Annotated in this window: 23 protein-coding genes, 1 riboswitch and 1 other annotated feature; of the genes, 11 read left to right on the top strand and 12 right to left on the bottom strand. The window is 48.6% G+C overall.

Features of this window, described 5'->3' with window-relative positions:
- Positions 1-108 precede the first annotated feature (108 nt).
- Both OKS35_RS11040 and murB read left to right on the top strand, forming a co-directional pair.
- A complete protein-coding gene (locus tag OKS35_RS11040) occupies positions 109-759 on the top strand; it encodes a diacylglycerol/polyprenol kinase family protein (RefSeq protein ID WP_264093089.1) in 651 nt (216 codons plus the stop codon).
- Between the two features lie 155 nt (positions 760-914).
- Entirely contained in the window at positions 915-1,835 is a 921-nt protein-coding gene (gene murB / locus OKS35_RS11035) for a UDP-N-acetylmuramate dehydrogenase (RefSeq protein ID WP_074034917.1), read from the top strand.
- A 103-nt stretch (positions 1,836-1,938) separates the two neighbouring features.
- Here murB and ald read toward each other — a convergent pair whose 3' ends face one another.
- The 4 genes from ald to OKS35_RS11015 form a co-directional block, all read right to left on the bottom strand.
- The gene (ald, locus tag OKS35_RS11030) at positions 1,939-3,069 is read right to left on the bottom strand and encodes an alanine dehydrogenase (protein WP_015880510.1); all 1,131 of its coding nucleotides are present in this window, start codon (positions 3,067-3,069) and stop codon (positions 1,939-1,941) included.
- A gap of 132 nt (positions 3,070-3,201) precedes the next feature.
- Complete coding sequence (locus tag OKS35_RS11025; RefSeq protein WP_159563356.1) at positions 3,202-4,425, bottom strand: PucR family transcriptional regulator; 1,224 nt, start codon at positions 4,423-4,425, stop codon at positions 3,202-3,204.
- 91 nt (positions 4,426-4,516) lie between these two features.
- Positions 4,517-4,942, bottom strand: coding sequence for a divergent PAP2 family protein (locus tag OKS35_RS11020; RefSeq protein ID WP_264093087.1), 426 nt, complete (start codon positions 4,940-4,942; stop codon positions 4,517-4,519).
- A gap of 118 nt (positions 4,943-5,060) precedes the next feature.
- The gene (locus OKS35_RS11015; RefSeq protein WP_264093086.1) at positions 5,061-6,002 is read right to left on the bottom strand and encodes a rhodanese-related sulfurtransferase; all 942 of its coding nucleotides are present in this window, start codon (positions 6,000-6,002) and stop codon (positions 5,061-5,063) included.
- Between the two features lie 225 nt (positions 6,003-6,227).
- Between OKS35_RS11015 and OKS35_RS11010 the strand changes: the two genes are divergently transcribed.
- Positions 6,228-6,872 carry a TVP38/TMEM64 family protein gene (locus OKS35_RS11010; protein ID WP_159563358.1) on the top strand — a complete coding sequence of 215 codons (645 nt, stop codon included), beginning with the start codon at positions 6,228-6,230 and terminating at the stop codon, positions 6,870-6,872.
- A 17-nt stretch (positions 6,873-6,889) separates the two neighbouring features.
- Here the strand turns inward: OKS35_RS11010 and OKS35_RS11005 are convergent, their stop codons facing one another.
- Both OKS35_RS11005 and OKS35_RS11000 read right to left on the bottom strand, forming a co-directional pair.
- Positions 6,890-8,176 carry a Na+/H+ antiporter NhaC family protein gene (locus OKS35_RS11005; protein WP_264093165.1) on the bottom strand — a complete coding sequence of 429 codons (1,287 nt, stop codon included), beginning with the start codon at positions 8,174-8,176 and terminating at the stop codon, positions 6,890-6,892.
- 64 nt (positions 8,177-8,240) lie between these two features.
- Positions 8,241-8,336: riboswitch (SAM riboswitch) on the bottom strand.
- Positions 8,337-8,434: 98 nt separating this feature from the next.
- Entirely contained in the window at positions 8,435-10,114 is a 1,680-nt protein-coding gene (locus tag OKS35_RS11000) for a GGDEF domain-containing protein (protein ID WP_264093085.1), read from the bottom strand.
- A gap of 154 nt (positions 10,115-10,268) precedes the next feature.
- Positions 10,269-10,480: a binding site (T-box leader), on the top strand.
- Positions 10,481-10,537: 57 nt separating this feature from the next.
- Here OKS35_RS11000 and argS point away from each other — a divergent pair.
- Entirely contained in the window at positions 10,538-12,220 is a 1,683-nt protein-coding gene (argS, locus tag OKS35_RS10995; protein ID WP_078146140.1) for an arginine--tRNA ligase, read from the top strand.
- A gap of 44 nt (positions 12,221-12,264) precedes the next feature.
- Here the strand turns inward: argS and OKS35_RS10990 are convergent, their stop codons facing one another.
- On the bottom strand, positions 12,265-12,843 hold the full coding sequence (locus OKS35_RS10990; protein ID WP_159563362.1) for a metallophosphoesterase family protein: 579 nt from the start codon (positions 12,841-12,843) through the stop codon (positions 12,265-12,267).
- Positions 12,840-13,331 (bottom strand): YajQ family cyclic di-GMP-binding protein, encoded by a 492-nt coding sequence (locus tag OKS35_RS10985; RefSeq protein ID WP_074034908.1) that lies wholly within the window; start codon positions 13,329-13,331, stop codon positions 12,840-12,842. Before OKS35_RS10985 ends, OKS35_RS10990 begins: the two co-directional genes overlap by 4 nt.
- Positions 13,332-13,399: 68 nt before the next feature.
- On the opposite strand from OKS35_RS10985, the gene pulA reads away from it, so the two are divergent.
- Entirely contained in the window at positions 13,400-15,397 is a 1,998-nt protein-coding gene (gene pulA / locus OKS35_RS10980; RefSeq protein WP_074034906.1) for a type I pullulanase, read from the top strand.
- Between the two features lie 14 nt (positions 15,398-15,411).
- On the opposite strand, the gene OKS35_RS10975 is transcribed toward pulA, so the two are convergent.
- Entirely contained in the window at positions 15,412-15,576 is a 165-nt protein-coding gene (locus OKS35_RS10975; protein WP_074034904.1) for a YycC family protein, read from the bottom strand.
- A 130-nt stretch (positions 15,577-15,706) separates the two neighbouring features.
- Here OKS35_RS10975 and OKS35_RS10970 point away from each other — a divergent pair, with 130 nt between their 5' ends.
- The 4 genes from OKS35_RS10970 (at position 15,707) to OKS35_RS10955 (ending at position 20,415) form a co-directional block, all read left to right on the top strand.
- Positions 15,707-16,507 (top strand): hypothetical protein, encoded by an 801-nt coding sequence (locus OKS35_RS10970; protein WP_078146142.1) that lies wholly within the window; start codon positions 15,707-15,709, stop codon positions 16,505-16,507.
- Between the two features lie 91 nt (positions 16,508-16,598).
- Complete coding sequence (locus OKS35_RS10965) at positions 16,599-18,722, top strand: MMPL family transporter (protein WP_264093084.1); 2,124 nt, start codon at positions 16,599-16,601, stop codon at positions 18,720-18,722.
- 248 nt (positions 18,723-18,970) lie between these two features.
- A complete protein-coding gene (locus OKS35_RS10960; RefSeq protein WP_214817949.1) occupies positions 18,971-19,612 on the top strand; it encodes a YitT family protein in 642 nt (213 codons plus the stop codon).
- Positions 19,613-19,692: 80 nt separating this feature from the next.
- Entirely contained in the window at positions 19,693-20,415 is a 723-nt protein-coding gene (locus tag OKS35_RS10955) for a YwiC-like family protein (protein WP_078146145.1), read from the top strand.
- Positions 20,416-20,436: 21 nt separating this feature from the next.
- Here OKS35_RS10955 and OKS35_RS10950 read toward each other — a convergent pair whose 3' ends face one another.
- The 3 genes from OKS35_RS10950 to OKS35_RS10940 form a co-directional block, all read right to left on the bottom strand.
- Positions 20,437-21,381 (bottom strand): DUF4003 family protein, encoded by a 945-nt coding sequence (locus OKS35_RS10950; protein ID WP_240499775.1) that lies wholly within the window; start codon positions 21,379-21,381, stop codon positions 20,437-20,439.
- 90 nt (positions 21,382-21,471) lie between these two features.
- Complete coding sequence (locus OKS35_RS10945) at positions 21,472-21,903, bottom strand: YbjN domain-containing protein (protein WP_015880528.1); 432 nt, start codon at positions 21,901-21,903, stop codon at positions 21,472-21,474.
- 67 nt (positions 21,904-21,970) lie between these two features.
- Positions 21,971-22,237 (bottom strand): metal-sensitive transcriptional regulator, encoded by a 267-nt coding sequence (locus OKS35_RS10940; RefSeq protein WP_015880529.1) that lies wholly within the window; start codon positions 22,235-22,237, stop codon positions 21,971-21,973.
- A gap of 277 nt (positions 22,238-22,514) precedes the next feature.
- Here OKS35_RS10940 and OKS35_RS10935 point away from each other — a divergent pair, with 277 nt between their 5' ends.
- Entirely contained in the window at positions 22,515-22,820 is a 306-nt protein-coding gene (locus OKS35_RS10935) for a rhodanese-like domain-containing protein (RefSeq protein WP_015880530.1), read from the top strand.
- Complete coding sequence (locus tag OKS35_RS10930) at positions 22,817-25,282, top strand: CoA-disulfide reductase (RefSeq protein ID WP_264093082.1); 2,466 nt, start codon at positions 22,817-22,819, stop codon at positions 25,280-25,282. Before OKS35_RS10935 ends, OKS35_RS10930 begins: the two co-directional genes overlap by 4 nt.
- Positions 25,283-25,367 lie beyond the last annotated feature (85 nt).

Genomic DNA, 25,367 nt, shown 5'->3' with positions numbered 1-25,367 from the left:
GTCATTTGACCTCATTCTACCAAATGTTTGAAAAGTAAGCTAGGATGGGCACTGATTAAGGTATAATGACGGTATCATACACACTCTATATATGAAGGTGGTCAAGCAATGAATGAATGGATTAGTTCGATTCTTTCCATTGTATTCGTCCTCGTGTTTCTCGTGGGTCTCGAACACGTCGGGAAGCGTCTGGGATGGACGGATGAAACGATTCGAAAAAGTGTACATATCGCAGTCGGGCATTGGTCGTTATTAGCAGTTTGGTTAATGGATTCATGGTACGTCGCGGCAGTCCCGCTCATTTTCTTCACATTTGCGAATGCGGTCCTTTTATATAAAAGCCCGTCACCGGTGCATCAAACGGAACGAAAATCATTCGGGACTGTATACTATCCGATTGCATTGCTCATTATCTTATACTTCTTCTTCGAGTCCGAGCCGATCGCATTTTTAGCCGGATCACTCGTGCTCGCCTGGGGGGATGGAATGGCTGCACTCATCGGACGCAAATATGGGACGGTCATCTATGATTTATATGGACAAAAGCGTTCTTTCCAAGGAAGCATTGCCATGTTTCTAAGCTCATATGCTGTCTTATTTTTATTGTTTTTGTGGAATGATGTCGTCCTTTGGCAAGTGGTAACATATGGGTTTATCATTTCCATCATCGCTACACTAACTGAAGCGATTTCATATCGAGATTGGGATAACTTTACAATTCCAATCATTGTTGCCATTGCGACATCACTATTGCTATAAACTAATCATGAATTTGTAAGAAAAACGTTGCTTGTCACGTCCAATAATCATTTGTATACTGTGATTCGTACTGAAACCATTCAGTGACGTGCTCGGAACGAATGAAGTGGGACCGAGACATTGATTAAATAGAACATAAAGGATTGAGTGAACGCATGAGCTTTTTACAGCAACTTCAAATGATCATTCCGGCCGAGCGCGTCCTTCAAGACGAGCCATTGTCGGCACACACGTATACAAAACTAGGGGGCAAAGCAGATTACTTCGTGGCTCCACACACGTACGAAGAAGTGCAGGCCGTCTTAAAACTGGCCCACCAAGAAGCGATGCCGTTTATGATTCTTGGCTTCGGTTCAAACTTGATCGTCCGCGATGGCGGCATCCGTGGAATCGTTTTGAACTTGAATGAACTCGACTCGATTCGTCGGGAAGGGAATCAAATAATTGCCCAGGCAGGAGCAGCGATTATCGACGTCTCACGTCAAGCACTGGCAGAGGGATTATCGGGCCTCGAGTTCGCATGTGGGATCCCTGGGACGGTCGGTGGTGCCGTCTACATGAACGCAGGTGCATACGGCGGAGAAACGAAAGACGTCATCACATCTGCGACGGTATTGACGCAGGATGGTCAAGTACTTCATTTATCTAAAGACGAACTCGATCTTGACTATCGAACGAGCCGTGTCTCAAAAGAGGGCTTGATCGTACTCGAGGCAACGTTCGAACTAGAACCGAAAAACTATGAATTAATCAAAGAAGTCATGGACGACTTGACGTATAAACGTGAATCGAAACAACCGCTTGAATACCCTTCGTGTGGTAGTGTGTTCAAACGTCCGCCTGGCTATTTTGCCGGCAAGTTGATTCAAGACTCTGGACTGCAAGGCAAACGCATCGGAGGAGCGGAAGTCTCGCTCAAGCATGCTGGGTTCATCGTCAATATCGATGAGGCGACGGCGACAGAGTACATTTCACTCATCCGTCACGTCCAGGCGACCGTTAAAGAGAAATTTGAAGTGGAATTAGAGCCGGAAGTGAAAATCATCGGGGAAGATATCGCCGTTGAGAACGCATAACGCATAACGCATAATTAAAGAAGAAATCGGACGATGGCGTTCGGTTTCTTCTTTTTTTATATAGAAAAAGACGATGAGAACGGGCATCTCATCGTCTTAAAGGTTAAGCTTGTGTTTGTTTTGAGACCGCCTCATGGGCTGGAACGAACGGATATTCCAAATCACGTGCAACCGCTTCATACGTGACCGTTCCATTGATGACGTTTAGGCCTTTGAGAAGTGCCTCGTTTTCAAGAAGTGCTGGGAATACGCCTTTTTGCGCACACTCGATGATATATGGCATCGTCGCGTTTGTCAGACCCATTGTCGAAGTGCGTGGCACGGCACCTGGCATGTTAGCGACGGCGTAGTGTTGCACGCCATAACGCTCATACGTTGGCGCATCATGCGTCGTGATATGGTCGATCGTCTCACAAATCCCACCTTGGTCGATGGCGACGTCGACGATGACCGAACCAGGCGACATGCGCTGTACCATTTCTTCCGTGACGAGTTTCGGTGCTTTTGCTCCTGGAATGAGCACGGCACCAATCACAAGGTCACTCTCAGCCACTTGTTTCGCAATGTTGTATTTATTTGAGATCAACGTATTGATTGTGTTTCCGAACAAGTCGTCGATTTGACGAAGACGAGCCGGGCTAATGTCCATCAACGTCACGCTCGCCCCAAGACCAATTGCGATTCGAGCTGCATTCGTTCCAACGACACCGCCTCCGATGACCGTGACGTTCGCACGAGGCACGCCTGGGAGACCAGACATCAAGATTCCTTTTCCACCATGTGGTTTTTCAAGGATTTGAGCTCCGATTTGCGCAGCCATACGTCCTGCCACTTCACTCATCGGTGTGAGGAGTGGTAACGTGCGATCCACTTCTACTGTCTCGTAGGCGATGGCTGTAATCCCAGAATCGACGAGCGCTTTCGTTAATTCTGGCTCTGCCGCAAGGTGTAAATAGGTGAAGAGCGTCAAGTCAGGACGGAAGTATTGATACTCAGACGGCTGTGGTTCTTTTACTTTGAGAGCGAGTTCGACGCCTTCCCAAACTTCTTTCGCCGTTTCAAGAATCGTTGCACCGGCATCAATATATTCCATATTCGTGAATCCGCTACCGAGACCGGCATTCGTTTCGACGAATACATCATGACCAAGCTCCGTTAACATAAATGCACCCATCGGTGTTAAGGCCACCCGATTTTCATTGTTTTTAATCTCTTTTAATACCCCGATTTTCATGGAACATTCCCCTTTCATTCCGTTGACACAATTTGTTCACACCCCTAGTATAGACCCATTTGAAAACGCTGTCTTTAGCATGGATTCTAAAAACGAAGACGCTCACTTTGTGAAAAATCACAAAGTGAGCGTCTAGTCTTCTAATCGATATTGACCAGCCTTAATGGCTAAATAAATCATGGATCTTTCTGGTAAGGAAACTTGTGTGATATTCGTCAACTCTTCGATGCGGCGAATCCGGTACAGAACGGTATTCGGATGAATATGAAGATGAGCGGCGACTCGTTTGACGTTCCCATCAAAATAAAAATACCATTCGAGCGTCTTCACGAGTTCGGTCTGATGGGATGAATCATAATGCTGCAACCGTTCGACTGTCGGGTGGGTCTCCAGTCGGAGTCCGATACGTCGAGCGAGTTCCGGGACGAGTTGATAAATGCCGATCTGCTCGAAGGCACGGGAAGTCGATAGTTCGAGCGGGAACTTGCGACGCAGCGTGGTAACCCGTCGCGCTTCTTCGGCTGCGGCATATAACATGTCACTTTCGAAAAAACGTCGGCTGATGCCAAGACGTGGTTCGGATTCGCTGAACTTGTCTTGAAGCAATTGTTCGAACCGTTCCGCCCAGGCTATGAGTACAGTCTCTTCATCGGAGAGTTCAGACTTCATATAATGCCAGACGAGTAGCTGCTGACCGTCGATGGCATGTAAAACGACTTCAATTGACTCTTGCGTCGCAAGCACATAGTGAAGGCGTTCCGCAAGTTGAGGGGTGATCGGTTGAGCACATTCGATGACCGTCAACCGACTGGCAACGGCAATCGGAGCAAGTTCGTTCAATCGTTCGCGATTCGCATCCGTCAGGGTCGGGGAAGCGAGGACATCTAATAAGAAGCGTTCGAGCTCGGCGCTGATTCGTCGCTCGTGCATCGCGATGGTCATAAGCAGCTTTTTGGCGATGGTCGCCCCTTCTTGCAAGATGGCTAATTCTTGAGTACTGAACGGATTTGTCCGAGCTAAGCTCCAAATATAGCCGAGTACTTCATCATGTTGTTTGATGACGATTGCGGCGCGTTCCCCAAGACCGACGGCGAGACGGGCCGGGATGACGACCGGTTCATTTTGGTCGATGACTTCTTGTAAAATACCACTCTCCCATAGGTCTTCGATGACAGCTTCTGGGACACGACGCCCGATGATGGTCGCAATCCTGGCCGGGTCGGTCGAATCCGGATGTGTACTATAGGCGAGCAACTGGTGGTGGCGATTCTCAATCGTGATCGGTGCTCGAATCGCTTGACCAATCGCTTCGGCGAGTGTATCGAGAGACTCATAAGATTTCTGCAAAAAAGGCATGTCGATTCCCCCTCTCTCTTGAGTATACCGTCTTCTTTGTGAAACTTCACAAAAAGAATCAAGAGTGTGAGAAATGACATACCTTCTGCGATTACATTGGGAAAAACAGTCCGACGACGAGACCGAGTAACGCTCCGACAATGACTTGGAACGGCGTATGGCCGACGAGTTCATTCAAGAGTGGGGTCTCATGTTTAATTCCTTTGAAATAATCGTTCAAGAGCCGTGCTTGGAAACCGACCGCCTGCCGAACTCCGGTCGCATCATACATGACGATAGTGGCAAAGACGACAGCGAGAGCGAATAGACTCGAGTCAATGCCTTCCATTCGCCCAATCGCGGTAGCGAGTGCGACGACGGTAGACGAGTGCGAACTTGGCATGCCTCCTGAAGCGAACATGATTTCAATTTCAAAATCTCTTGTTTTAATGAGTTCAGTTACGAGCTTAGCCGCTTGGGCGATAAACCAAGCGAGAATCGCAGCGAGTAAAGATTCGTTAAACATGCGTGCATTCACTTCCTGTCTGACATAGTATCTTCACTATACCCGAAAGAGGCGCAAGCTAGACGTTAAGATTTCGTCAAAAAAAGATGTCTTGGACACGTTCTCCAAGACATCTTCTGGTCGATTTTTGTTACCCGACTACTCCTTCAGTCTCCTGAAGTTTCTCTGCAATGTTATCGATGATATAACGGTTGCGTGGGTGTTCTTGACACTCCTTCGAGCATGAACGCATTTGTTTCGGTTCACACTCTTCACAACAGAAATGCTGTGCATTGCACTCCGGGTTGGCACAATTAACGTAACGAACCGTCTCTGTCCCACAGTGCATACAGTGTGAGACGACAGATGGGTTCACGGAGTTAACCGGGACATTGATCCGCTCGTCAAAGACATAGAGCTCGCCTTCCCAGTCCTCTCCTTTTGTCGCTTCATCTTTACCATACATTGCGACGCCACCTTTTAAGTGGAAGATGTTGTCGTGACCTTGGTCACGCATATATGCTGTAAATTTCTCGCAACGGACGCCACCGGTACAGTACGTGAGAAGTGTTTTCCCTTCGTAGAGGTCCTTGTTCTCTTCGAGCCATTCCGGCATGTAACGTGAAGCCTCTACATCGATTTTGATCGCATTTTTAAAGTGACCAAGTTCGTACTCGTAGTTGTTACGAATGTCGAGGATGACGACATCATCACGATTCATCATCTCTTTCCATTCTGCTGGTTCGAGGTATGCACCGTGTTGTTTCGGTACATCAAACTCGCCATCAAAGCGCCACGTCACGAGCTCTTTCTTGTGACGGACAAAAATTTTCTTGAAGGCATGCTCTTCGACTTCATCGATTTTGAACTCGATATCGCTGAAGAGAGGGTTTGCTTTCAAGTCATTCATGTACTGCTCGGTTTGCTCCCAAGTACCAGAGCACGTCCCGTTGATTCCTTCGGAGGAAATCAAGATGCGTCCTTTGATGCCGAGGTCCTTACAATACTTCAAATGTTCTTGCGTGAGTGTTTCTGGGTCTTCGATGTTGACGTACTTATAGTACAGCAAGACCCGCATTGGTTTTGTTTCCATGTTGTGTTGCTCCCCTGTGTTCAGTTTTTTGCAGGAAAACGAACGTTGGGTTGTGTCGTTCGACGAATAGACTTGCCTGCAACCACAAGTCCATTATTATATGATAAATATCACGACGAATTTTCGCAAATGGTTTTTAATTTTTTTTGACGAATGCAGGGAGATGCGTCTTGTAAATCGAATTCGGGTAATAGAGTAGTAACGAAAGTTGAAGGTGGAACGACTATGCTTAATTCTCTCCAACAGTACATCATCCAATTGATTGAATGGCTTCAAGGTTTGCCTGGTGGTCCATGGGCTGGACTCGGTGCACCGTTTTTAGAAGCGATTTTTCCATTTTTACCACTCGTCTTAATCATCTCTGCCAATGCAGCGACATACGGCTTTCTGTTAGGCGTTCTCTTATCCTGGATCGGGAACCTTCTTGGAACCATCGTCGTTTTTGCGGCTGTCCGTTACGTTTTCCGCAAACCGATGACGCGCTGGCTCGAAAAACATAAGGCGGCGGTCTATTGGTTGGAACGAATCAATCATATGAGTCCGATCTCGCTCGGATTCTTATATTCTCTCCCGTTCATCCCGGTCAGTTTGATCACGTATTTATTGGCGCTCATTCAGATGCCGCTCCGTACGTTCATCATGGCGGCAGGATTCGGGAAACTGCTCGTCGTCGTGATTTTCTCTGTCATCGGGGACCAGTGGGAAGAATTTATCCAAAGTCCATTTCGTTTATCGATGCTCGGTCTACTTTTGGTCGCATTATGGGCCATCAGCCGGGGGCTAGAAGAAGTGCTCAAACGACGCGCTTTCAAGAAACGGAACGAGCAGTTGAAACAAGAGATGGTCACGAAACGACAAACACCCCTTTGAACAAGGGGTGTTTTCACTTATGACTGTTTTTTAAAACGTGGGAAATTGAATGCGATGGCGATTCCTCCACAAATAAAGAGTAGGAACGGATAGAACATGAACGGGACGAGGTCCGGCGATGCGGTCTTCGTCAATTCTGCAGCGATGAGTAATTGAGCTCCGTACGGAAGAATCCCTTGTACCCCACATGAGAAGATGTCGAGTACGCTTGCTGATTTCTTCCGTTCGATGTCATACTCGTCCGCGATGTTCGCTGCAAGTGGACCGGCTACGAGAATGGAAATCGTATTGTTCGCCGTCGCTACGTTTGTCGCACTGACAAGTCCGGCGATGCTCCATTCGGCACCGGCACGTTTTTGAATACGAGATGTCAACGCGTCACGTAAATACGTGAGTCCGCCGTTGTGTGAGATGAGACCGACGAGTCCACCCATGAGTAATGTCAGGAATGAAATTTCGGCCATGCTAATCATCCCGTCCGCAATAGCTGTCACAAACGCCGTGACGGATAGGCTTCCATCTAGGAGACCGATGATGCCGGTGAGCGTGATGCCACCTAACAGAACCAAAATGACGTTTAATCCTGTCAATGCGAGTCCGATAACGGCAAGATACGGAATCAGTTTGTACCATTCGAATGCGGCGACATCGACCGTTGACTCCCCATTTGACAAGACGGCGAGTAAAACCGTCGTGATGATGGCGGCCGGTAACACGATCCAGAAATTCGTGCGGAATTTATCACGCATGTTCGTTCGTTGCGTCCGGACGGCAGCGATGGTCGTGTCTGAGATGAACGAGAGATTGTCCCCGAACATCGCCCCTCCGACAACGGCTGCGGCAGCGATGGCGACATTGACGCCACTCTCTTCATGGATACCGAGGGCGATCGGTGCAAGTGCCGCAATTGTACCCGTCGACGTTCCCATCGCCATTGAAATGAAGGCGGCGATGACGAAGAGTCCGCTCAAGAGAAGCGAAGGTGGTAATAGAGTCAAGGCGGCGTTGACCGTTGCATCGATTGCCCCGATGGCTTCCGCTACCGTTGAAAAGGCGCCAGCCAGTAAGAAAATGAAAATCATGATGATGATGCCCGGATTGCCGGCTCCTTGCGCGATGCGCTCGACGGTTTGGGTGGCACTTCCTTTTGTCATGAATGCCGCAACCATCAAGGCGATGATGGCTGCGACGAGTACCGGAAACTTATAAAAGTCTCCGTAATAGACACCCGCCCCGATGAAGAAGAGTAAGAAGACGAGTAACGGCAAGAGTGCCCATTTGTTTGCTGTTGGTTGTTCCAAAATAATCACCTCACTAAAAAAAAGAAGGACCCTTTTCTGAGAAAAAGGTCCTTCGTGCGAAATACCCTTTTCATCTTTCGAGCAATACGCCCGCTGGATTTGGCACAGGTTCCCCGCTGCCGAGACTTCTCAGGGCCAGTCCCTCCGTCTCTCTCGATAAAAAGTGAATCTATCCAATTAGTAAACACGTTCCCTAACGTAACTGTTTCAAATCTGCTTGTCAACTTAAAAACTCCCCAATTCGATGTGAGAAAGGGGAGTTTACGTCGTTAAATTGTTGAAGTGCGCCACACGGTTACGTCCCGCGTATTTCCCACCGACATATAGCGCACGGTCCGCGTTTCGAATTGTATCGTCTAATCGCTTATTTCCAAACGCATCGATTGTATCGATCCCGATGGACGCAGTCACAAAAATCTCATGATGATCGACAAGGAACGGTTTCGCTTCGATTTGCTGGCGAATTCTTTCTGCAATGTCAACGGCTTGAGACATGTCACAATGATTGAGAAGCAAGATAAACTCTTCCCCACCATAACGGGCGGCAAAGTCATCAGCGCGAAGGGCTTGCCGGATACGTCGACCAAATTCCTGCAACACTTGGTCACCGACTTGATGGCCATACGTATCATTGATTTTTTTAAAGAAATCGATGTCGAGCATGGCGACCGAGATCGGATACATCGAGATGTCGGATATTTGTTGAATCCCGTATTCGTAGAAGGCGCGGGCATTGGCGAGGAGAGTCAAACTATCCGTCCGGCTCTCGGTATACAGACGATCTCGTTCATGACAACGGCTGATGGTCCGGTTGAACGACTTGAGCAACTTGAGGATTTCTTGTTGGATAATCTTCGGATACCCATATACAGGTTCTCCTGTCATCACGATCCATGTTCGGATTCCCTCGATTTCTTCCGAACGAATTGAGACGAAGCTATGGTAGTCGTCATGGAAAGCGTCAGACAATGAAGCATCCCACTCAAATCGCATCTCGTAGTCAAGGACAGGCTCGACAGGTTGACTGATATCCAGTAGCGCAAATACGATGGGGCGATCAATCGGTTGACGTGTCTTCAAGTCGAAATAGAGTGTGCGATCAAATAGCTTGAACTCGATATATCCTTCATCGTAATGGTTCAATTGTTCGCATTGACTTAAAAAGACTTCAATGGCTTGCGCTTCGCTCTGAGACAAAGAGACGGCTTCTTTCGCTTCGTCGTACTGTTCAATCAGAGATTTATACGCATCCTGTCGTCCCTTTTGAATGAGAAGTCGTTTGATGAAGAAGGTCAGTGCTGCCGCGATACTGCTCACGACAAGTAAATTCGTCTCTCGGAAGAATGCTGCGGCTAAGATGAAAATCAAACTGACGACGTATGTGTAGAAGGCGATCTTCAAAAAGTCACTCAACCCGATATCAACGCGGAACCACCATCTCACCTGATACTTTTGGAAAATGGTGTTTAAGAAGATGGCAAGAAATAACCCGGCAAGCGGGATGAATGATTCTTTCGAATAGAAATCGATTCCAGTCTCCCCACCGAGGGCGAGATAGACGGTAGCGGGAATGACAATTTCTAAGTATGCCGTAATGGCGTTCCACGGATAGGTGAAGCGAAAACGGCGTATGGCGACTTTTGGTCTCAAATTGGCGAATTGAAAGACGAATAATCCAATCTGGTTGACGATGAGTGCGGTTTCAAATCCAAAGAATAGAAATAGAATTAATACGATACTCTCAGAGAATGTGAAGTACACACCTTTGACTTCGATTGAATCGAGTTGAAAGATGATGACGAGTAATGAGATTAAAATAAAGGACAACGGATCGATGGTCGGGGCGTGTAGCACATCCAATGCAAATAATCCGATGGTGAAGCAGAACAAAACACTCCATACACTCCAACCGAGCACGGACATCTTGCGAAAGTGGTTCATGTGTTCCCTCCTAGCATGGGACATTTCAAGATATAATAGTAAAGATTCGTCATGATTTCGTGCGAGTCCTGCCTTTCTTTTATCATGCTTGAATTCTAGCATTGAGTATACGGGGAATATCCTCTATAATGAAGTTGCTTTTCAACCGCATAGACGAAAGTCGATGAAAAAGAGAGTAACGATGGTTTAGTCAACAAAGCGACCTGGGGATTGGTGAGAGCCTGGGCTGACAAACGTCGCGAAACGCACTTTTGAGATGCTATCCGAAACGAGAGTAGGCATAGCCGGAGGGAACCGTTATCACCATAAAGCGGTCTGCATCATGCAGGCAAGAAGAGTGGTACCGCGGGAATTCCCGTCTCTTTGCATCTATGCAAAGGGCGTTTTTTTTATGAGTTGTTATTGAAGAAGGAGGACATACAGATGAGTTATGAACGCAAATATGCAGAAGCACTATCCCGTGTCATCGGTGAAGAACTCACGATTGACCAAATTGAAGCATTGATTGAGAAGCCAAAACACGAGGCGCACGGTGACCTCGCGTTCCCGTGTTTCCAATTGGCGAAAGCTTACCGAAAAGCACCTGTCATGATTGCGACAGATATCGCAAATGAATTGAACGATGAATTGTTCACGAAAGTGGAGGCGGCGGGACCTTACGTCAACGTCTTCTTGAGCCGTGATGTCGTATCAAAAGAAATCATCAACACCGTGCTTGAGGAAAAATCGGAATATGCGACACACGAAGCACGCAATGAAACGATTGTGACGGACTTCTCGTCACCAAACATTGCGAAGCCGTTCTCGATGGGTCACTTGCGTTCGACGGTGATTGGGAATGCGATCAACCAAATCGCACGTAAAAACGGATATGACGTCGTCGGCGTCAACCACCTTGGGGACTGGGGCACTCAGTTCGGGAAATTGATGGTCGCCTACAAGAAGTGGGGCGATGAGGAAGCGGTACGCGCCAATCCAATCGCAGAACTCTTGAAATTATACGTCCATTTCCACGAAGAGGCGAAGACACAACCAGAACTCGAAGACGAAGGCCGTGCTTGGTTCAAAAAGCTTGAAGATGGTGATGCGGAAGCGACAGAGCTTTGGCAGTGGTTCCGTGACGAGTCGCTCAAAGAGTTCCAGAAAGTATATGACCTCCTTGGAGTGAAATTCGAAAGCTTCAACGGGGAAGCGTTCTATAACGATAAAATGGGACGCGTCGTCGAGATGCTAGAAGCGAAAAACCTCTTAGTGGAAAGTGAAGGGGCGATGGTCGTCTCGCTCGAAGAGGAGAACTTGCCACCTTGCTTGATCAAGAAAAAAGATGGCGCGACGTTGTACGCGACACGTGATTTGGCAGCGGCGATCTATCGCTACGAGACGTATAACTTCGTCCAAGCAAACTATGTCGTCGGTGGTGAACAGGCGCTTCACTTCAAACAACTCTTCTCGGTTCTTCGTAAGCTCGGATATGACTTTGTTGATGGCATGCATCACGTGCCGTTCGGCTTGATCTTGCAAGAAGGGAAAAAGATGTCGACACGTAAAGGACGCATCGTTCTTCTTGAGGAAGTCTTGAAAGAGGCAATCGAAAAAGCACAGGCGAACATCGAACAGAAGAACCCGGATCTTGCGAACGCAGAAGACGTCGCACGCATGGTCGGTGTCGGCGCGGTCGTCTTCCACGATTTGAAAAACGAACGCATCAACAACATCGAGTTCGATCTCGACAGCATGCTCAAGTTCGAAGGGGAGACAGGACCTTACGTCCAATACACGAATGCTCGTGCAAACTCACTCCTCCGTAAAGGAAACTACGACGGTTCATCGTTCACTGGTGCAGACGATGACTACTCATGGGGTGTCGTCACGATGCTCAACGCGTTCCCGCACGTCATCACACGTGCGCATGAACGTCGCGAACCATCCATCATCAGCCGTTATGTACTCGACCTCGCGCAAGCGTTCAACAAGTACTACGGTCACGTCCGCGTCCTAGAGGAAGATGCGAGCAAACAATCGCGTCTCGCTCTCGTCAAGGCAGTGACGCTCGTATTGACAGAAGGGCTCCGTTTACTCGGTGTCGAAGCTCCTGAAGAAATGTAAGACAGACGAAAGGACCTCAAAAAAATTGAGGTCCTTTTTTGTATTCATGCTTTCATCCGCGTGACCGTTCGGGCTTCCGTGTCATATAGACACCATTCCCGATCGAAGATGACGGCGCCGACGTTAATGACATATCGTTTTTTCTTCAAATGGAACGGTGTCCCGAGTTCCCACGGCAGAGAGGTTCCCTTTCGGTAAATCCCGGGGATGTGACTGTGTCCGATGAAGACGAGTGGGTATTTTCCTTTCTCGACCATCGGTTCCCAGTCTTTATTCCACTTCACTTGATGTCCATGTAAAAAGCGTGCTTCCTCGAGAGTCGTCTGTTCCGGCAATAACGAAATCCGTGTTTTCACAGGATGGTCGATTACGAGCACCTCGTCGATTCGCTCTTCCTGATTGCCTCGTAGACTCGGGAATGTGAGTAACGCTTCATAATTTGGGTCGTACGTCACGACGTCTTCTACATGATGAAAGCGCTCGTGACGTCGTTTTTTGCCAACATGGCATTCGTAGAGGTCCCCGAGACAGAGAATATGCTCGGTTTCGCGACGAACGTCATCCAGGACGGCCTTTAAATCATCAAACGAACCGTGCGGGTCACTGATGATGGCGAGTTTCATCGGAAGTTCGTAAATTGGGCATCGACGGACAATTCAAGTTCACGTACGAGTTGCATGACGGCTTGAAGATCGTCACGCGACTTACCTGTCACGCGAATTTGGTCGTCCTGGATTTGCGATTTGACTTTTAGTTTTGATTCCTTAATGGCGTTGTTGATTTTCTTCGCGTCGTCTTTGTCGATGCCGCTTTTCAATTTCACACGTTGGCGAACCGTGCCGCCGAGTGCGTTCTCTACTTTTTGATAGTCGAGGTTTTTCGTCGGGACACCGCGTTTGATCAATTTCGTGATCAAGACGTCTTTTAACTGCTCGAGTTTATAGTCGTCATCCGAGATGAGGACGAGGTCGCCACTGTCGAGGGACATCTCACTCTTTGACCCTTTGAAGTCATAACGGTTCAAAATTTCCTTTTCCGCAATTTGGATTGCGTTCTTTACTTCTTCAAGATTCATTTCTGACACGATATCGAAAGAATTGTCTTTTGCCATGTTTCATCCATCCTTTGTGTGGTTTTGTTATAATGATAGCAGATTTGAAGCAGTGAAGGAGTGAAGAGATGGAACGTACAATGGATCAACACACACATGCAGACTTAGATCACGTTGCCTATCACGGGAAAGACCTAGGGGTGACGTTCAAAGGGGAACAGATTCGACTACGAGTTTGGTCTCCGGTAGCGGAACAGATGTCGGTCAAGTTGTATCGAACAGCCCGTGCCCGTAAGTTTGAACGACTCGAGCTCGAGCTGGCTGAGAAGGGGACGTGGGTGATCGAACTCGACCGTGCCTTATTCGAAGGTCAATTTTATGTATTTGAAGCGCTGATTGATGGGAAAAAAGTAGAGTCGCTCGATCCGTATGCGAAAGTCGTCGGAGTGAATGGGAAACGAGGATGTCTGCTCGATCCGGCATCTTTGAACCCGGACCATTGGATCAAAGAACGTCCGCTATTCAATTCTTCACAAGAGGCGGTCATCTATGAGGCGCACGTCCGTGATTTGACGAGTCACCCAGAGAGTGGGGCGACGCACCGTGGGAAGTTCTTAGGGATGACCGAGACGGGTACGACGACCACGAGCGGTTACCCGACCGGACTCGATTATATTACCTCGCTTGGAATCACTCATCTCCAATTAATGCCGTTCTTTGACTACGGCTCGGTGAATGAGTCACGTGAAGGGGAAGACAATTATAACTGGGGTTACGATCCGGTTCATTACTTTGCGGTCGAAGGATCTTACGCCTCGTCGGCAGATGACCCGGCGACGCGAATTGTCGAATTGAAGGCACTGATTCAAGCGCTCCACGATCGAGGCATCCGGGTCATCATGGACGTTGTCTTCAACCACACGTATGATGCGTTGACAACACCGCTCGGGCAATTCGTCCCGGACTATTACTATCGCTTAAACGAAGACGGAACACTCGCGGATGGTTCGGCATGTGGGAATGACACGGCATCCGAGCGTGCGATGATGCGTAAGCTCATGGTCGAGTGTGTCACGTACTGGGCGAAAGAATTCATGATTGACGGGTTCCGCTTCGATTTGATGGGACTCCATGACGTCAAAACGATGAACCAGATTCGGAAAGCGCTCGACCGCGTCGACCCATCGATTCTTGTCATCGGGGAAGGGTGGGATTTGGATACACCGCTCCCAGTTCGTAAAAAAGCGAATCAGCATAATGCGCATAAGATGCCACGCATCGCCCAATTCAATGATGGGATTCGAGACGGTGTCCGAGGAGACGTCTTCATCGAAGACTTACCGGGCTGGGTGAGTGGAAACACGGATATGACAGCAGATGTGAAACGAGGGATTGCTGGTGGCATCACGAGCCAAAGTTTCGCTGATGAGCCGAACCAGGTCGTCAACTATGTAGAATGTCATGACAATTTGACGCTTTGGGACAAGTTATCCGTGACGAATCCGGAAGATGACGAGACGACACGTCGCCGTCGCCACCGTTTGGCGACGTCGATTGTGCTCCTAAGTCAAGGGATTCCATTCCTTCACAGTGGACAGGAATTTTTCCGGACAAAAGACGGGGATGAGAATAGCTTCAATTCAGGCGAAGTCATCAACCGTATGGACTGGAACCGGGCGGAGCAAGAAGCGCCAAGTGTAGAATATGTGAAAGGTCTCTTGCGTCTGCGTAAGCAATATCCGCTCTTCCGACTCGAAAACACGGAACAGATTCGCAAACACTTGCGTTTCTTTGATGAAGCAGAGGGTGTGATTGCCTTTGAATTGAGCCGTCATGTGGAAGGATATGTAGAACGACATATCGTCTACCACAACGCACTCGAGGAGGCGGTTGAGGTCAAACTTCCATCTGGCAAGTTCGAGGTGAACGTGGAGGACCATACCGTTAATCTGACGGCGCCACGTCAAGTCGAGGACCGTCATATGACGGTCGCTCCACTCTCGACACTAGTCGTAACCGAACGTCGCCCAGATTACAGCAAGTACGCTGTGGCCGGTGGTGCGGCCCTCGCTGTAATCGGTGGTCTCTGGTATGTATCGAGAAAGCGGAAACGCAAAGAGCAGTAACCAAAAAGGAGACGTTAATCCGTCTCCTTTGGTGTGTCTTCCTCTGTTTGAGATGCCTCGAGTTGCATCATTTTTTGAACGAGGATGTGTTTTGGCATATGCATCAGTTCCTCGAGGGGGACGTTTAATTTTTTTGCGAGTTCAACTGCGGTCTCTGGTGATAGTTGTAATGGACGCATGGAAGGTCTCCTTTCTAAAGGATATGTCTTTACCGTCAGTATACAGGAAAATCGAAAATGTGTTGAATGAACACATTCAAAATCGAATTTCGTTTCGGTCGTTGCTAAGCTGAAACTAGGAAGTGATCAAATGTACAAACAAACAGCAGACTTTCAATTTCATCAAACGATCGAATGGCTAGAACGTGTAGGTGAAGGTTGGATGTTGTACTTGGCGCAAACTGGATTTTTGTTCTTTGACGAGTCGTCTCAAATTCGCTGGGAGATCGACTGGAAATGGACACCATGCGCCCTATATGTGGAGCCGAATGCAAGACGTGCCGTGGCATGGTTCCAGGAAAAAGGACTTTACGGAGTCATTGATTTACAACGAGGACAGATGGAGACGCATGCGATCCCTCAACGATTCAACGGAGACTGGTTTAGCAATTTGCACTATTGGCAAGGCGATGACATCTTCTTATATTCAGCCGAATCGGATGTCGTAGCCTTGAACCTCCATGATCATACGTTTCGATATAGCCGCTATGAAGAAGTCCCTGTCTTTGGGAACATCATCGAGCTAGCGTATCAAGGGACGTATGATTTTGAACGATTCACACCTGAAACGTGTGTGACATTGTTCGATGAACGAACTCATCATTTTTTAGTTGAAAATGTGAAGACGAAAGAAACCTGGCGCATTCCATACGAAGGAAACCGCGACACGGTCATTCTCGATCAAGTGGGAGAAACGACGGCGATCACATCGACAGAGTCGTTCCAACTGTTTCATCGAGAGGAAGAATTATTTTGCTCAAGCGTGTGTGCAGACAACCAATTATTGAAGGTAATGCTGTTAGATGAACGAGGGGATCGACTCGTCGTCTTGTCCGCACCACCTCGATTTTGTCATAGCTGGCTTCAAGTCTTTGAACGACAAGAGTCCTGAACCGAACCTAGGTTCAGGAATTTTTTGTGAAGTGATGATGAATGAATCGAGAAACGGGAAGTAGATGGATAGACAGGGAGGAGTGACATCAATGGAATGGTTAGGTAGGCAGTTGGTTCGTTTTCGGTATGGCGTATTACTCATATGGGCGATTTTACTCGCGGGTTCAGTTTATTTCGGGCTACAGCTCCCGGGTGAGTTGAGAGGAAACGGATTTGCCATTCAAGACGGACGTTTCCAACAGGTAGAAGATCAGTTGAATGAACGATTTGATCGAGCAGGTGCTTCAATGATCGTCTTATTTGAGGGAGGAAATCTGGAGGCGGTCATGGACGAACAACAAGACCGATTTGGGGAAATTTCATCAATTGATGGCGTGATTACCCCGGCGGAGAATCCGGACGCGCGTTCAGGGGACGTATCCTATTTCGTGCTGGAATTCGAAGATTATGATGCGGCGGAATCCTCGATCGATGCCGTCCGAGACGCGCTCATCGTTGATACGGATACCGAAGTCCGCTTGACGGGAGAACCGGTCTTTGCGGATGACTTAAACGAAGCTTCGAAAAATGACTTGATTCGAGCGGAGTTGATTGGGATTCCGGTCGCGCTTCTCGTGTTGTTGCTTGTTTTCGGCACACCGCTCGCCGCGCTCATGCCGTTACTCGTCGGGTTGATTACCTTTATTGTGGCAGCGGGATCGCTATTCTTTTTTGCGCAAAACATGGAATTATCTATCTTTGTTCTCAATGCCGTCGCCATGATTGCGATTGCGCTCGGGATTGATTTTTCACTGTTACTCGTCAATCGGTATCGAGAAGAGTTAACACGCGGGCAATCGAGAGAAGAGGCGATTGTCCGGACAGTAGCGACGGCGGGACGCTCGATTCTCTTTTCAGGTCTATGTGTCTTTGTCGGATTAGCCGGACTCCTATTTATTCAAGTAGATGTCTTTCAGGCGGTCGCGCTCGGTGCCCTCATTGCCGTCGCGGGGGCCGTGCTATCTGCACTGACCTTGTTGCCGTCGTCGCTTTACTTAGTCGGTGACGCCTTGAATAAAGGACGAATCATCAAGACAGATGAGACGAAATCTGAAAAGCGCTGGCAAAAACTTGCTCGCTTCGTGATGAGACGTCCGGTGACGATGACGCTCATTGCTTTGTTGATCCTGCTCCCGAGTCTTTGGTTCGTGCGCGACCTAGAGTTGAACATTCCGGACGCCGATGCGCTCCCTACCTCATATGAATCACGAGCGGCACTCGAACGATGGGACGATGTGTTTGGGGATAACTCGACCGATGCGGTCCTTCTGTTTGAAGCGAACGATTTGACCGATCCGATGATTTTAGAGGAATTGACGAGTCTCATAGATGAGTTAAACGAGGTCGATATTGTCGATAATGTCTCGACTTTCTTAACGACATCCGGATTGACGCCTGAGACGTTTACGCAACTCGCCGAAGCGGCGCCAGAACAACTCGCCCCACTTGAGCGACTTGTGACCCTTGATGGGAATACAGATTTGGCGCTCGTGAATGTCAGCTTCGATGTACCTCCGAGCGACAAAGAAGCGCAAGCATTCGTACGCGATTGGCGAGACAAAGAGTTTGAAGTCGGCGGACCGGCAGCCTTCAATGAAGAGATTTATGATGAGATTTATGACAGCATTCCCTATGCGGTCATCACCGTCATCTTGGCAACCTTCTTCATCCTCATGTGGGCGTTCCGATCCATCTTGATTCCAATCAAGGCGATTCTCATGAACGTGCTTGGTCTTGGGGCGACGTTCGGTTTACTCGTCATCGTTTTTGAATCAGGTTATGTGTACGATGCAGAAACAATCAGTATTTTGACACCGGTGTTCATCTTCTCACTCGTCTTTGGATTGTCGATGGACTATGAGGTATTTCTCGTTTCGCGAATCGAGGAATATTACCGCGAGACAGGCGACAATGACTATGCGACGGAGATGGGGCTTGCGAAGACGAGTAAAATTATCACATCGGCTGCCATCATCATGATTGTCGTGACGGGTGCGTTCGCCTTCACGGGCGTGAGTCCAATTAAACAGCTCGGCGTGGGGATTGCGCTCGCCATCTTCATTGATGCGACCATCATCCGGATCCTGCTCGTTCCGTCGCTCATGAAACTGTTCGGGGATTGGAACTGGTGGTGGTTCGGAAAGAAAGATTTACCGAAACGTAACATGCACTAAAGGTAAAATTCATGAACTGAATCAAAATGTGTGGTAAACTACGTACAAGATTACGCGCAATTTGAGAAAGGAAGGTCTTTATGGATACCGAGAGGACATGGCCTCTGTTCCAACTTCCGGACTTCTAGCGTTGACTGATCACAACCACGTGTATCAATCAACAAACGGAAGATCGGAGATGGAACAGATGGAACCGCAGCTACGACTGAGGATCCTCCTCTCCGTCAAGAACGGGGAGGACAATCGGAATGAAACGAGTTGCTACCATAGTGCTCGGAACGCTGATCATGGCGTTCGGTTATTATTATTTGAATGAACAGTTTGGTTTGGCGGAAGGCGGGTTCGTCGGATTATCGCTACTCGGTCGTTATTTATTTGATATCGACCCGGCGATTTCGATGATCGTGCTCGACATCCCATTTTTTATCGTCGCTTTGTGGTGGAAAGGATGGCGTTTTGTCGGGCAAGCGGTACTAGCCGCTTCGTCTTTGTCGCTTAGTTATGCGATGTGGGACCGTCTCGACTTGCTCACGTTTGATATTCAAGTATGGCCGGCAACATTGTTTGCGGCCATCGCGAGTGGGATTGTGACCGGATATGGTCTCGGTCTTGTCTTGAAGTCAGGCGGGGCGACCGGAGGCGATGATTTATTCGCCTTAGGTCTATCGAAATGGACAGGCGTGTCGGTCGGTACGATTCTCATCACGTTTGATGTCATCGTCTTGGCGATCTCGCTCATCTATTTACCATTGTCGAATGCACTGTATACGCTCGTCGCGGTCTCGATCGCAGGTCGGGTCGTCACGAAGATGTTGGCGGACGACGTGGTTGAACATACCAAGCCGGCGGTCATCAAACCCAAACTTTCACCAAAAAACGATCTCGCCTGAGATCGTTTTTTGTTTTGTAAAATTTATCACAGTTTTATAGCCGTCTTTCTTCTACACTGAACGTAGAAGGAGGGAGTCACATGAAATGGATGATTCCAAAACAACACGGCGCTTGGTCGATGCTCATCTTACCGTTCTTACTCGGCGGCATTGTCGGCGGCTGGACACTCGCGCACATCCCGTTCGCCATCGCCTGGCTGTTCGTCTACATGGGCACATTTTTCTTGTTCCAATTCATCAAGCAACGGAAAAAATCGCAGCAGATGTTGCGCACGGTCATCACGTATTTGACGATTGCCACCGTCGCCGCCATCCCGGTGTTTCTGTCCGAATGGCGTCTCGTCTGGTTCGTCCTCGCGATGATTCCGTTTGGTTTGGTGAACGCCTATTTCGCCAAAATCAAGGACGAGCGCAACGTCTGGAATGACGTCAGCGCCGTCACCTCGTTTTGCATCGGTGGGATGGCGAGCTATTACCTAGGCGCGCGTACGCTCGACGCGACGATGGTGTGGGTATTCGTCTTGCCGTACCTCTATTTCCTCGGGAGTATCTTTTTCGTCAAGACGATGATTCGAGAGAAGAAGAGTGTGTCGTATCGCAATCTGTCTTGGGGATATCACGGCTTGCTCGTCGCCGTTTTCATCGTCCTTGGGTATCCGTTACTCGCGCTCGCTTACGCACCAAGCCTAATCCGAGCGGTTGTCTTCTACGGTAAAAAGATCCCTATCATGAAGATCGGGATCGTCGAAATTGCCAATTCGGTGTTCGTGCTCGGGTGTCTCAGCTGGTATTTATTTTCTTAAGAAGGGGGAACCCTTCTTTTTTTAGTCGCTTGAAGCGGTGCTCGAGATGATGGCCACGGTTGCGGCAGCCGTCGCAGCTTGTTGCATGGCGAGCAAATGCGCGAACGTGCCGTGCAACAGTAAATCGCTCGCGTCTTCCTTGATGTTGTTTGCCGCGACGAGTTGCAAGGCGACGGTCAACGCGTGTGTGTGGAACCAGCGATGTTTTTCCTTCTCCGCGTTCGTGATGTCAATCAGGTCGCGTTCGTCATTGTCGTTCGGGACCGCGACGATGGCCAACAGGGCGAGCGGTGGCAGATGTTCATTTTTGACGGCGATGGATTGTTTTTTTAGCCAGTTGTGCCAATCCAAGAAGCGGGTGACGACCTCATCTGGTGATAACTCACTAAAGGCGAATAAGTGCGAGACGAGTTGGAGTTCGTTCGAGCGGGGGAGCTGTGCTTTCAACGCTTCATAATACGTCTCAATCCGTTGACTCAACGCATCGTGGTCATCGAACGCTTGAACGAGAACGAGGGCGGACAACAGGTCTTCTTCACTCGTCAGCCAAGGATGATTTCGTTTGAACGTCTGATAGAGTGCGCTCGCCTCGTCGAGTCGGCGTTCGGGCTCATCAACGTTAATCAGTTGGCTCGCGATAAAGGGCCGTAACATACTGAAGCGGAAGTGCTTTCGGTCGAGCAACGTGTCGAGCCGGAGTACCTCGTCGATGGCCGGTTCGATGTCTTCATACTTGGCGTCGAGAAACGACAGCCAGACGAAATTATTGCTGCCGCGAAATTTTGAGAACATGCCGGTCTTTTGTTTCAGAACCGCTTGAGCGTGTTCGAACCGTTTCGAATCGAACGGGGCATCGTGCATGGCGTAGTTGATTGCCATCAAACGTCGGAAATCGTCAGTGAACCATTTTGTCGCCCCCCTGATTCCTTCGAGTGCTTCGAGGTAATGGGTGTAACGTGTCATCATCAGCAATTCCTCCTTTTTCTCCTTATACGAGTCCGCTCGAAAGAATGATTCAAAAACAGCCGCCCTGGATTCGTCCGGGGCGGCTGTTTGTTATTGGACTTGCGTATACAACTTTTGCATGTACTCGTTCACTTCATCAGCCGCTTGGAACATCATGAATGAGTGTTGCAAGATGATCTCTGGTGAGAAACCGAGGTCGAGGTCGAGTGTTGAGGCGAGTGTGACATCGCGATCGCTGTCGAGTACACAACGGAAGTATTTGAACTCCTGGTTGAACTCGTTCAAGGCATTAAGAATCGGTAAATCTTCTACGTAATCTGGGACGTGCGTGACGGTAGCAGCGTACAACTCAGCATCTGTCGTCTTTTTGTTAAAAGCGATAATCATAACGGGCTGAGCCCCGGATTTTGTTGTTTCACGCGTCAAGAACGTGACGTGCGTTTCAGTGTCGCTCTCTTTGAACGTCATGTTACGTTCAGCGGCGAGCGCTCTAAATGATTCTACTTTTTCTTCGAAGTTCACAAGGAAATCCCCCTTAGTAAGTCGTTACTCTAACTTTCTCCCATTTGGACAGGGAAAGCAAGGGGAACTAGCGTTTCATCAACATTTTAATGGCTTCTTCCACCGTTTCGGACGTATCTTCGCCATCTGCTTGAGCGGTGATGATACATTGTTCCAAGTTCTTAGCCACAATGATAGTCGAAGCGCGATCGAGTGCGGAACGTGCGGCACTTAATTGCGTCACGACATCGCGACATTCCTTTCCTTCCTCCATCATCCGGATGATGGCACGAATTTGTCCTTCCACTCGTTTCATGCGATTCAATACTTTTGCATCGTATACATACGGTTCCATATCATTCACCTCTATAGGAAAAATTGTTCAGTTACCCAACTATTTATTGTGTAGGCTCATCTTAATACATGGGGGAGTATGTGTCGAGCATCAACTATCCAAATGGATGATGTTGAAAAATTCGACATTTCGTAAAACTTATTTCTTGCAATTAAATACCTAAGGGGGTATATTAATGACGTGGAAGCGAAATGTTCAACAAATCACAAACTTGTTGAATGCCAGCAACCAAGCCGAATGGTATAAATCGAATTGAAAAAAGAAAGGTAGATCAACGATGAAAGCATCCGCTTTAAAACGTCAAATGGACTTTGAAGTGCCTGTAAATATCGTCGACGTCCGAGAACGTGACGAGTTTCAAGAAGCACATATTGAAGGCGCGAAAAACTATCCGTTATCCGAAATGACAGAGTGGATCGACACGCTCGATCCAGCTGAAGAATATGTCGTTCTTTGCCGCTCAGGTGCGCGTAGCACGCAAGCGACTTGGCAAATGGAGGCGAAAGGCTATAAAGTGGTCAATATAGAAGATGGCTTGATGAGTTGGCCAGGAGAAGTCGTCAGAGGAGGAAATGGACAATGAGTAAAAAAATCGTAATCGTCGGTGGGGTGGCAGGTGGTGCATCTGCAGCTGCACGACTCCGTCGTTTGAATGAAGAGAATCACATCGTCATGTTCGACCGTGGAGAGTACATCTCGTTCGCGAACTGTGGTCTTCCATATTATATCGGGGACGTTATCCAAGACCGTCAAAAACTCCTCGTTCAAACTGTTGAAGGGATGAACAAGCGTTTCCAACTCGATATCCGCAATTTGACGGAAGTCGTCAAAATCAACCGTGACGAGAAAACGGTGACGGTGAAACACGTCCAAACAGGCGAAACGTATGACGAGTCATACGACGTCCTCATCTTGTCACCGGGAGCGAAACCGATTCGTCCAAACATCCCTGGAATCGACGAGGCAGAAGACATCTTCACGCTTCGCAACATTCCAGATACAGATAAAATCCGTGGCTACGTCGATGACAAGGCACCAAAGCATGCGACTGTAATCGGTGGAGGCTTTATCGGGATCGAGATGGCAGAAAACTTACGTGAGCGTGGCGTTGAGGTGACGCTCGTCGAGATGGCAGACCAAGTCATGACACCACTCGATCGTGAGATGGTGGCGCCGATCCATGAACACTTACGTCTTCACGGCGTCGAGCTTCAATTGTCTGATGGTGTTTCTTCATTCTCTGAAAAAGGGAAGAAGGTGCATTTGACGAGCGGTCGTGTCATCGATACAGATATGGTCATCATGTCGATCGGGGTTACACCAGAGTCGACGATTGCGCGTGAAGCAGGACTTGAAACAGGTACGCGCGGGGCAATCCGAGTAAACGAAAAAATGATGACATCTGACCCGTCGATTTACGCGATCGGGGACGCGGTCGAAGTACTCGACTATGTCTTCCAAGAGCCAACTGTCGTGCCACTCGCATGGCCAGCGAACCGTCAAGGCCGTCTCGTTGCCGATATCATTAACGGTCGTGACGTGAAATATAACGGAACGATGGGAACGGGAATCGTCAAAGTATTTGATATGACGGTCGCATCGACAGGATGGAATGAAAAACGGTTGAAGGCGGCTGGCAAGACGTATGAGGCTGTTCACGTACATCCAGGTTCGCATGCTGGTTATTATCCAGGATCGACACCTGTGTCGCTTAAACTCTTGTTCCACCCGACAACGGGTGAAATCTATGGTGCGCAAGGTGTCGGAATCAATGGAGTCGATAAACGCATCGACGTCATTGCGACAGCTATGAAGGGTGGTTTGACGGTCCTCGATCTACCTGACCTTGAGCTCAGTTATGCACCACCGTTCAGTTCTGCGAAAGATCCGGTCAATATGATCGGGTATGTCGCGTCGAACGTCGTCCTCGGTGACAATGAAGTCGTACATTGGGATGAAATCGATGAGCTCGTGGAAAACGGAGCGACGTTACTAGACGTTCGCGATGAATCGGAGCATGAACTCGGAAAGATTCCAGGATCGATCAATGTGCCACTCAACTCATTACGAGAAAACTTGGACAACTACGACCGGAATGAAACGATTTACGTGACGTGCCAAGTCGGTCTTCGTGGCTATCTCGCATCACGCATCTTACGTCAAAACGGCTTCAAGGTGAAAAACTTGAGCGGTGGCTACAAGACGTGGTCGCAAATCAATCGTGATTTCGAGGCGCTTGAAGAAGCGAACACATCAAATGAAACAGCGGCTACCGTTGTAGAAGAGGAGCCAACACAAATGACAAATGCACCAATCGGGGAAGCGGTCATGTTAGACACATGTGGTCTACAATGCCCGGGACCTATTTTAGAAGTAAATAAGAAAGTCGCAGAACTCGGGGAAGGCGAAACGCTCCGCGTTCTCGCAAGTGACCCAGGATTCTTCGCAGATATCGAAGCATGGGCGAAGAAGACAGGCAACAAACTCGTCTCGAAACAATTCGTTAACGGACGCGTTGAAGCCATCCTTCAAAAAGGACAAGGTCCGGCTGCACCACAAGCGGGCGCACCAGCAGGAGACGGTGCATCAATGGTCGTCTTCAGCGGAGATCTCGACCGCGCACTCGCATCCCTCATCATTGCGCAAGGTGCTGCCGCGATGGGGAAAGAAGTGACGATGTTCTTCACATTCTGGGGACTCAATGTCATCCGCAAACCGGACGCACCGGAAGTGAAAAAGCAAGGTCTTGAGAAAATGTTCGGCATGATGATGCCAGGACATGCAGGCGAATTGCCACTTTCGAACATGAATTTCGGTGGTGTTGGTCAAAAAATGATGAAGAAAGTCATGAGCGATAAGAACGTTCCTTCTGTCGAAGAAATGATTAAGTCAGCGCAAGAAGCAGGCGTGAAAATGGTAGCTTGCACGATGTCAATGGATGTCATGGGCATCAAAGAAGAAGAGTTGATTGACGGGGTCGACCTTGGTGGCGTGGCGGCTTATCTCGGCGCAGCAGAAGGCGGAAATTTAAACCTCTTTATCTAAATGAAATATAGAACGAGTCGGATTGCGATGCGCTCTCCGGCTCGTTTTTTTGCTTTTAGAAAGAACCGAGATGATGTTGAAAAAA

The organism is Exiguobacterium sp. N5, from assembly GCF_025842465.1.
GTDB classification, from domain to species: domain Bacteria; phylum Bacillota; class Bacilli; order Exiguobacteriales; family Exiguobacteriaceae; genus Exiguobacterium; species Exiguobacterium profundum.
The sequence above is the reverse complement of the archived record's forward strand: the minus strand, read 5'-3'. Positions and strand labels throughout refer to the sequence as shown.

Bases quoted from the DNA above. Each gene is read 5' to 3' on its own strand.
- OKS35_RS11040 (WP_264093089.1), top strand. From the start codon at position 109: ATGAATGAATGGATTAGTTCGATTCTTTCCATTGTATTCGTCCTCGTG.
- murB (WP_074034917.1), top strand. From the start codon at position 915: ATGAGCTTTTTACAGCAACTTCAAATGATCATTCCGGCCGAGCGCGTC.
- ald (WP_015880510.1), bottom strand. From the start codon at position 3,069: ATGAAAATCGGGGTATTAAAAGAGATTAAAAACAATGAAAATCGGGTG.
- OKS35_RS11025 (WP_159563356.1), bottom strand. From the start codon at position 4,425: ATGCCTTTTTTGCAGAAATCTTATGAGTCTCTCGATACACTCGCCGAA.
- OKS35_RS11015 (WP_264093086.1), bottom strand. From the start codon at position 6,002: ATGGAAACAAAACCAATGCGGGTCTTGCTGTACTATAAGTACGTCAAC.
- OKS35_RS11010 (WP_159563358.1), top strand. From the start codon at position 6,228: ATGCTTAATTCTCTCCAACAGTACATCATCCAATTGATTGAATGGCTT.
- OKS35_RS11000 (WP_264093085.1), bottom strand. From the start codon at position 10,114: ATGAACCACTTTCGCAAGATGTCCGTGCTCGGTTGGAGTGTATGGAGT.
- argS (WP_078146140.1), top strand. From the start codon at position 10,538: ATGAGTTATGAACGCAAATATGCAGAAGCACTATCCCGTGTCATCGGT.
- OKS35_RS10990 (WP_159563362.1), bottom strand. From the start codon at position 12,843: ATGAAACTCGCCATCATCAGTGACCCGCACGGTTCGTTTGATGATTTA.
- OKS35_RS10985 (WP_074034908.1), bottom strand. From the start codon at position 13,331: ATGGCAAAAGACAATTCTTTCGATATCGTGTCAGAAATGAATCTTGAA.
- pulA (WP_074034906.1), top strand. From the start codon at position 13,400: ATGGAACGTACAATGGATCAACACACACATGCAGACTTAGATCACGTT.
- OKS35_RS10975 (WP_074034904.1), bottom strand. From the start codon at position 15,576: ATGCGTCCATTACAACTATCACCAGAGACCGCAGTTGAACTCGCAAAA.
- OKS35_RS10970 (WP_078146142.1), top strand. From the start codon at position 15,707: ATGTACAAACAAACAGCAGACTTTCAATTTCATCAAACGATCGAATGG.
- OKS35_RS10965 (WP_264093084.1), top strand. From the start codon at position 16,599: ATGGAATGGTTAGGTAGGCAGTTGGTTCGTTTTCGGTATGGCGTATTA.
- OKS35_RS10960 (WP_214817949.1), top strand. From the start codon at position 18,971: ATGAAACGAGTTGCTACCATAGTGCTCGGAACGCTGATCATGGCGTTC.
- OKS35_RS10955 (WP_078146145.1), top strand. From the start codon at position 19,693: ATGAAATGGATGATTCCAAAACAACACGGCGCTTGGTCGATGCTCATC.
- OKS35_RS10950 (WP_240499775.1), bottom strand. From the start codon at position 21,381: ATGATGACACGTTACACCCATTACCTCGAAGCACTCGAAGGAATCAGG.
- OKS35_RS10940 (WP_015880529.1), bottom strand. From the start codon at position 22,237: ATGGAACCGTATGTATACGATGCAAAAGTATTGAATCGCATGAAACGA.
- OKS35_RS10935 (WP_015880530.1), top strand. From the start codon at position 22,515: ATGAAAGCATCCGCTTTAAAACGTCAAATGGACTTTGAAGTGCCTGTA.
- OKS35_RS10930 (WP_264093082.1), top strand. From the start codon at position 22,817: ATGAGTAAAAAAATCGTAATCGTCGGTGGGGTGGCAGGTGGTGCATCT.